The organism is uncultured Microbacterium sp. (assembly GCF_913776565.1).
In the GTDB taxonomy this organism is placed as follows: domain Bacteria; phylum Actinomycetota; class Actinomycetes; order Actinomycetales; family Microbacteriaceae; genus Microbacterium.
The window spans coordinates 1-7,503 of record NZ_CAJYPF010000065.1 but is presented as its reverse complement, the minus strand read 5'-3'; the positions used below and the strand labels follow the sequence as shown (position 1 = coordinate 7,503).

Sequence of the window (7,503 nt, the reverse complement as noted above, 5' to 3'; positions counted from 1 at the left end):
CCCCGTAGCGGTGGGCGAGATCGAGGACACCGGTCGCGACGAGGTGCTCCAGGTACCGCTGGGCCGTCGCGCGCGACAGACCGCACGCCGTGGCGACCTCGGCGGCCGACGCGAACGACACCGGGTCGAGGCTCTCGCGCACGCGATCGAGGGTGACCTCGGCGAGCCCTTTCGGCAGCGACCCGGGTGAGGTCCGCTCGGGCACCCGTACGCTGCCGGTGCCCAGCAGGCGATCGATGTCGCTCTGCGACAGCGCCCGGTCGCGATCGGCCTCGGCGCGGGCGCGGCGCTCCTCGCGATACGTGTCGAGGCGGCGTCGCAGCACGTCCTGGGTGAACGGCTTCACGAGGTACCCCACCACGTGCGCTGCGAGGGCCTGGCGCACCGTCACCTGGTCCTGCGACGAGCTGATGACGAGCACGTCCAGTCCCTGCGCGCCCAGGGTGCGCAGCCGGTGCAGCACCTCGACCCCGCTGATGTCGGGCAGGCGCATGTCGAGCAGCACCAGGTCGACCCCGTCACGGGCGCGCGCGACCGCCGCCTCGCCGGTCGCGGCCGAGCCGACCAGGCGGAAACCCGGCACCTCGTCGATCGAGCGTCCGTGCAGGGCGCGGGCCGCGGCGTCGTCGTCGACGACGAGCACCCGGATCGCCGGCGCCGTCACCGCGGCACCGCCATCTCGAACGCGAAGCGCGCCCCGCCGAACGCCGAGCGGCCCACCAGGATCTCGCCGCCGCGGTCGCCGACCGCACGGCGCACGAGCGCCAGTCCGATCCCGCGGCCGGTGCCCCTGGCATCCCTCTTCGACGAGAACCCCGCGGCGAACGCCCGCTCGATGTCGCGGGCGTCGAGCCCCGGTCCGTCATCGTCGACCGCGCCGTGAAGGGTCTCGCCCACCTGAGACAGCGTGCAGCGCACCCGCGAGGCGCCCGCCTCGGCGGCGTTGCGGCACAGGTTCGCCAGCACCATCAGCACGGTCTCGTCGACCGGCAGATCGCGGTCGATCTGCACCTCGAGGTGGGCGCCCAGGGTCGACACCTCGGCGCGCAGCGCTTCGAGACTCGCTCCCACGACCGAGGGGCCCAGCCGGGCGTCCGAGGGCTCGCGCGGGGTCAGCGTCGGCACGGCGTCCGAGATGTAGGCGAGCGCGTCGCGCGTGTCGCCGTGCGACACCAGGCCGTGCAGCACGTGCAGGCGCGTGCCGAACTCGTGCGCCTGCTCGCGCAGCGCCGTCACCGTGCGCGCGGTCTGCTCCTGCTCGGCGGCGAGCGCGTCGGCGCGGCGGAAGCGCCTCTCGATCGCCGCGGCGAGCAGCGACGACGCCAGGGTGCCGGCCACGAGAGCCCCCAGACTCCACGGCAGCAGCGCTCCCAGCGCCTCGTCGCGCTCGGACAGGATCCGCGACTCCAGCACCCCCACCGCGACCATGCCGACCACGGCGTCGCCGTCGCGGATCGGCACCTTGGCGCGCAGCGAGCTGCCCGACGGGCCGGTCTCGGTGCCCAGGAAGGGCGTGCCCGCGAGCACGCTCGCGTTGGCCGTCTCGACCTGACGACCGCGCTGCGCGGTGTCGGGGTGGGTGATGCGCACCCCCTCGTCGTCGGTAACGACCACGTAGAACACCCCGGTCGTGCGCTCGACCAGATCGGCCAGGGGCTGCAGCACGGTGGTCGCCGGGGCGAGGTCGACGGCGTCGGCCAGATCATCGGGTGCGCCGGATGCCGAGACGCTCGCCGCGGCCGCCCGCACGTCGTCGAGCTCGGCGAGACCCGCGGCCACGTCGAAGACGCGATCGGCGGTGTCGTCGCGGATGCGGCGCTCCTGCACGGACGCCGCGATCACCGTGGTCAGACCCACCGCGGTGAGCACGATCAGGCTCGGCAGCACCACGAGCGCACGCCGCACGACCCGGGCGGTGGCCGGGGACGGGGACTCGCGCATGGGGGCTCTCTTTCGCACGCAATATGAGCACAAAGCGCCCGGGGGGTGCGCTGCGCCCGCTCCGGCTGGGAGCGTCGACGCGATCTGCCGAACGACGACGTTCGCAAGGAGGAGCTGTGATGACGGAGCCTACGCTCTCATCTTTCCCTGACCATCCACCGGCCGACCGGCCGCGTCGCCGATGGATCGGCCGCATCGCGGGGGGAGCGGTCGCCGCCACGGCCATCGCCGTCGCCTCGTACGGCTCGATCACCTCGGCATCCGCCGGCGACGACATCCACGCGTCGATGACGATCATCGCCCCCGCTGCGGCGGGCGGCGGGTGGGACGGCGTCGCGCGCGAGCTGCAGCAGGCGCAGAAGGCCAACGGCCTGGTCAACAACGTCCAGGTGGTCAACATGCCGGGAGCCGGCGGCACGATCGCCCTGGGCAACGTCTCGGTGCTCTCGGGGCAGCCCGGCAATCTGCTGGTCGGCGGCACCGGTCTGCTGGCCGCGACCGTGCAGTTCGGCTCGGCCGCGACCCTCGACGACGTCACCCCGCTGGCCGTCATGGTCGAGGAGTACGACGTCATCGTCGTCCCCGCGGACTCGCCGTTCCAGAGCCTCGACGACCTCGTGGCGGCGTGGAAGCAGGACCCCCGCGCGCTGCCCTGGACCGGGGGCGGATCGTTCGACCAGCTGGTCGTCGCCGAACTCGCGCTCGCGGCCGGGATCGCCCCGGTCGACATGACCTACATCTCGTCCGACGGCGGCGGCGAGGCCATCCAGGCGCTGCTCAACGGCACCGCCCAGGCGGCCGCGGGAGGGTACCCCGACAACATCGACCAGATCGAGTCAGGCCGTCTGCGCGCCCTCGCGCTCGTCGCCGCCGAGCCCATCGCGGGCATCGACATCCCCACCGCGGTCGACCAGGGGTATCAGGTCGGCCTCACCAACTGGCGCATGCTCGCCGCCCCGAGCGGACTCAGCGACGAGCAGGTCGACGGGCTCACCGAGCTGGTGCTCGACTCGGTCGCCACGCCCGAGTGGGCCGACGCCCGCGCCCGCTACCACTGGACCGAGCGCCTGATCACGGGAGCCGACCTCGACGCCTTCCTGGTCGACGAGCGCGAGCGAATCGAGCTCCTGTACGAGGAGATGGGCCTGTGATGCCGTCGAACAACCCCACGTCCGTCTCGGCGACGGTCGGCGACCGCCTGCGCTTCCAGCGCGGCAGCGGCCCGCGCGGTATCGCCAAGGCGCTCATCATGCCGGGAGTGCTCGCCGCCTTCGCGACGTACCTGCTCGTCGGCATCGTCACCATGAGGGTGCCCGCCAACGCCGCCTTCCCGGGGCCGCAGTTCTTCCCGGGCATCATCGCGGCGGGACTGTTCCTGTTCGCCGGCATCCTCGCCGTGGGCGCCGTCCGCGCGGCACTGGTCACCCCCACGGCCGAAGAAGAAGAGGCCGGCGACCGCGCGGTGCGCGTCGACTGGCGCTCGTTCGCCTGGGTGGCCGGGTCGTTCCTCGTCTTCGCGTTCCTGCTCGGCATCCTGGGCTGGATCGTCGCGGCCGCGCTGCTGTTCGGCGGGATCGCGCGCGGATTCGGCCAGCGCCGGATGCTCTTCGCGCTCCTGGTCGGGCTGACGATCAGCTCGCTCAGCTACATCGCCTTCGACATGGGCCTCGGGCTGTCCCTGCCCTCGGGAATCCTCGGATGGAGCTTCTGACATGGACGCACTGATCCTGCTCGGCGAGGGCTTCGCCGGGGCGCTGACGTGGCAGAACCTCATCTGGGTCGTCGTCGGCTGCGTCCTGGGCACCGCCGTCGGCGTCATGCCGGGCCTGGGTTCGTCGATGGCGGTCGCACTGCTGCTGCCGGTGACGTTCTCGCTCGACCCCACCGCGGCGTTCATCATGTTCTCCGGCGTGTACTTCGGCGGTCTGTTCGGCGACTCGACGACCGGCATCCTGATGAACACCCCCGGTCAGGCCTCGGCGATCGCGTCGACCTTCGAGGGGCACAAGATGGCGCTGAACGGCCGGGCCGCGCAGGCGCTGGCCACCGCGGCGATCGGCGCGTTCGTCGGCGGCATGGTCGCGGCATCCCTGCTGGTGTTCTTCGCACCCCTGTTGGCGGGGCTGTCCAGCAGCTTCGGGCCCGCGGAGTTCTTCGCCCTGGCGATCTTCGCGTTCGCGGCGACCTCGTCGGTCGTCACCGACAACGCCGCGAAGGGACTGGCCTCGCTGTTCCTGGGCCTGGGGATCGCGGTGGTCGGCATCGACGGCGTCACCGGTACGCCGCGCTTCACGCTGGACTCGCCCAACCTGTTCGACGGCATCTCGCTCGTGACGGTGACCGTCGGCATCCTGGCCCTCGGCGAGGTCATCCACGTCGCCGCGCTGGAGCGGCACGTGCGGGGTCGGGCGATGGTCCGTCCGTCGGGGCGGCCCTGGCTGACGCGGCGCGAGTTCCGCGAGGCGGCTCCCGCGTGGCTGCGCGGCACGGCGATCGGCCTGCCCTTCGGCGTCATCCCCGCCGGCGGGTCCGAGATCCCGACGTTCCTGTCGTACGGCCTCGAGAAGCGTCTCGACGCGCGCCGCAAGAACCCGATGTTCGGCAAGGGGGCGATCCGCGGCCTCGCGGCGCCCGAGGCGGCGGGCAATTCGACCACGGGCATGGCGATGGGCTCGCTCCTGGCGCTCGGTCTGCCGGTGTCGGCGACCGCGGCCATCATGCTCGCCGCGTTCCGCCAGTACGGGCTGCAGCCCGGGCCGCTGCTGTTCGAGCGTTCGCCCGACCTCGTGTGGGCGCTGATCGCGAGCTTCTTCATCGCGATGATCGTGCTGTTGGTGCTGAACCTGCCGTTCGCGATGCTGTGGGCGAAGCTGCTGCTGATCCCCCGCCCGTACCTGTACGCCGCGATCGCGGTGTTCTGCGGACTCGGCATCTACGCCACCTCGGGTGCGACGTTCGATCTGCTGCTGCTGCTGGCCATCGGACTGCTCGGCTTCGTGATGCGGGCGCACGACTACCCGCTCGCGCCGCTCATCATCGGCATGGTGCTCGGACCGCTGGCAGAGACGAGCCTGCGGGATGCCGCCATGAGTGCCAACGGCGACCTGACCACCCTGCTGCAGGGGCCGATCGTGCTCACCATTTACGGGGTGTTGCTCGTGGTCCTGCTGGCCGCGGGGCGCAACCGCCTGCTCGCCCGCCGACGCGCGAACGCCGCGACCGCGAAGGAGTCCGTCGAGGTCTCGTGACCCGCGCGCGGGGACGGGCGGGGTGCTGTGGCATCCCGCCCGTTCCGGCGTTCGGGGGCGGCGGGAGGGGGGAGCGCTTCGCGGGGGGCGCGCTTCGCGGGGGGCGCGCTTCGCGGGCGCCGAAATGTCGCGGGGTGCGTTGAGTGGTGCCGTTTGGCGCCGATGAAGGGGGCCGGGGGCGCCGGATCACGGTCCGATCACGCCGTCGCGCAATTTTGACGTGGCTATAGACAAAACCCCCCTCGATGGATATTTTTTCGGAGCCGTCATAATCCGACGGACCACAGAGCCGGGACGACGACGTACCCGATCCGACGCCGGGGAGGGCGCGGGTGCGACCAACGGGGGTCCCTGCAGTTCAGAGAGGAACGCAGATCACATGCTGAAGAAAATCCTGACCGGTGCGGCCATCGCGGCACTGGCCGTGGGCCTGGGGGCCTGCAGCTCCACGCGTCCGTCCGACGGGGGCGGCGCGGCCGCCGGCGGCGCGAGCGGGGACTGCAACGTCGGCATCGCCATGCCGACCCGCAGCCTCGAGCGCTGGATCAACGACGGCGAGCAGCTGCAGCAGAAGCTCACCGACGCCGGTTGCACCGTCGACCTGCAGTACGCCGACAACAAGACCGACCAGCAGATCAGCCAGATCCAGAACCAGATCTCGGGCGGCGCGAAGATCCTCGTGATCGCCGCGATCGACGGATCGACCCTGGGCCCGGTGCTGCAGGAGGCCAAGGCGCAGAACGCGACGGTCATCGCCTACGACCGCCTCATCAACGGCAGCGAGAACGTCGACTACTACGCCACCTTCGACAACTACAAGGTCGGCACCCTGCAGGGCCAGTTCATCGAGGAGCAGCTCGGCCTGAAGGACGGCAAGGGCCCCTTCAACCTCGAGCCCTTCGCCGGAAGCCCCGACGACAACAACGCCAAGTTCTTCTTCGCCGGCGCATGGGACGTCCTGCAGCCCTACGTCGAGAGCGGCAAGCTCGTCGTCCCCAGCGGCAAGTCGCCCGCCAACGACGACGCGTGGGCCTCGATCGGCATCCAGGGCTGGGCGTCCGACAAGGCTCAGGCCGAGATGGACAACCGCCTGTCGTCGTTCTACGGCGACGGCAAGAAGGTCAACGTGGTGCTCTCGCCCAACGACAGCCTCGCCATCGGTATCGAGGCGTCGCTGAAGTCGGCCGGCTACACCCCCGGCGCCGAGTACCCGCTCATCACGGGACAGGATGCCGACAAGGCCAACGTCAAGGCGATCCTCGACGGTGCGCAGGCCATGACGGTCTGGAAGGACACCCGCGCCCTCGGTGACCGCGTCTTCACGATGATCCAGGAGATCAAGGACGGCAAGACCGTCGAGGTCAACGACACCAAGACCTACGACAACGGCAAGAAGGTCGTGCCCTCGTACCTGCTGACCCCCGAGGTCGTCGTCAAGGACGACGTGCAGTCCAAGCTCATCGACTCGGGCTTCCTCAAGGCCTCCGACGTCGGGCTCTGAGCCCCACCGGCCGGGGCGGGCGGACCCGCCCCGGCCTTCCTGCGGCGAGGCGGGTCCGCCCGCCTCGCCGCCCGATCCTCGCCATCCCGACGGAGGAAGAACAACCATGACCGAACCGATCCTGCGCATGGCGGGGATCTCGAAGTCGTTCAACGGCGTGCCGGCCCTGGCCGACGTGTCGATCGACGTGTACCGCGGCGAGGTGCACGCCATCTGCGGTGAGAACGGGGCCGGCAAGTCCACGCTCATGAAGGTGCTGAGCGGCGTGTACCCGGTGGGGGCGTTCGAGGGCACCATCACCCTCGAGGGCGAGCAGATGGCCTTCCGCTCGATCAACGACAGCGAGGCCGCCGGCATCGTCATCATCCACCAGGAGCTGGCGCTGAGTCCGTATCTCTCGATCGCCGAGAACATCTTCCTCGGCAACGAGAAGTCCAAGCGCGGCGTCATCGACTGGAACGCGACCAACACCGCCGCGGCCGAGCTGCTCAAGCGCGTCGGCCTGCGCGAGAACCCCGCGACGAAGATCTACGAGCTGGGCGTCGGCAAGCAGCAGCTCGTCGAGATCGCCAAGGCCCTCGCCAAGGAGGTCAAGCTCCTCATCCTCGACGAGCCCACGGCCGCTCTCAACGACGACGACTCCGCGCACCTGCTCGACCTGATCGACCAGCTGCGCACGCAGGGCATCACCTGCATCATCATCAGCCACAAGCTCAAAGAGGTGCTGCGCATCTCGGACCGCATCACGATCATCCGCGACGGTCGCACGATCGAGACGATGCACCGCTCCGATCCCGAGACCGACGAGGGGCG

7 protein-coding genes are annotated in these 7,503 nt (G+C 70.8%); 5 read left to right on the top strand and 2 right to left on the bottom strand.

Going from position 1 to position 7,503, the window contains the following annotated elements; genetic code table 11:
- Positions 1-664, bottom strand: a 664-nt coding sequence (locus QZ433_RS04105) for a response regulator (protein WP_295780145.1), incomplete at its 3' end; no start/stop codon positions are given.
- Entirely contained in the window at positions 661-1,941 is a 1,281-nt protein-coding gene (locus tag QZ433_RS04100; RefSeq protein ID WP_295780144.1) for an ATP-binding protein, read from the bottom strand. The genes QZ433_RS04100 and QZ433_RS04105, both read right to left, overlap by 4 nt.
- A 119-nt stretch (positions 1,942-2,060) precedes the next feature.
- Between QZ433_RS04100 and QZ433_RS04095 the strand changes: the two genes are divergently transcribed.
- From QZ433_RS04095 to QZ433_RS04075, 5 genes are all read left to right on the top strand, one after another.
- Positions 2,061-3,092, top strand: coding sequence for a tripartite tricarboxylate transporter substrate-binding protein (locus QZ433_RS04095; RefSeq protein WP_295780143.1), 1,032 nt, complete (start codon positions 2,061-2,063; stop codon positions 3,090-3,092).
- Complete coding sequence (locus QZ433_RS04090) at positions 3,092-3,652, top strand: tripartite tricarboxylate transporter TctB family protein (RefSeq protein WP_295780142.1); 561 nt, start codon at positions 3,092-3,094, stop codon at positions 3,650-3,652. Before QZ433_RS04095 ends, QZ433_RS04090 begins: the two co-directional genes overlap by 1 nt.
- A 1-nt stretch (position 3,653) precedes the next feature.
- Positions 3,654-5,189 carry a tripartite tricarboxylate transporter permease gene (locus QZ433_RS04085; RefSeq protein WP_295780141.1) on the top strand — a complete coding sequence of 512 codons (1,536 nt, stop codon included), beginning with the start codon at positions 3,654-3,656 and terminating at the stop codon, positions 5,187-5,189.
- Between the two features lie 379 nt (positions 5,190-5,568).
- Complete coding sequence (chvE, locus tag QZ433_RS04080) at positions 5,569-6,690, top strand: multiple monosaccharide ABC transporter substrate-binding protein (RefSeq protein WP_295780140.1); 1,122 nt, start codon at positions 5,569-5,571, stop codon at positions 6,688-6,690.
- A gap of 106 nt (positions 6,691-6,796) precedes the next feature.
- On the top strand, positions 6,797-7,503 hold a 707-nt coding region (locus tag QZ433_RS04075), incomplete at its 3' end, for an ATP-binding cassette domain-containing protein (RefSeq protein ID WP_295780139.1).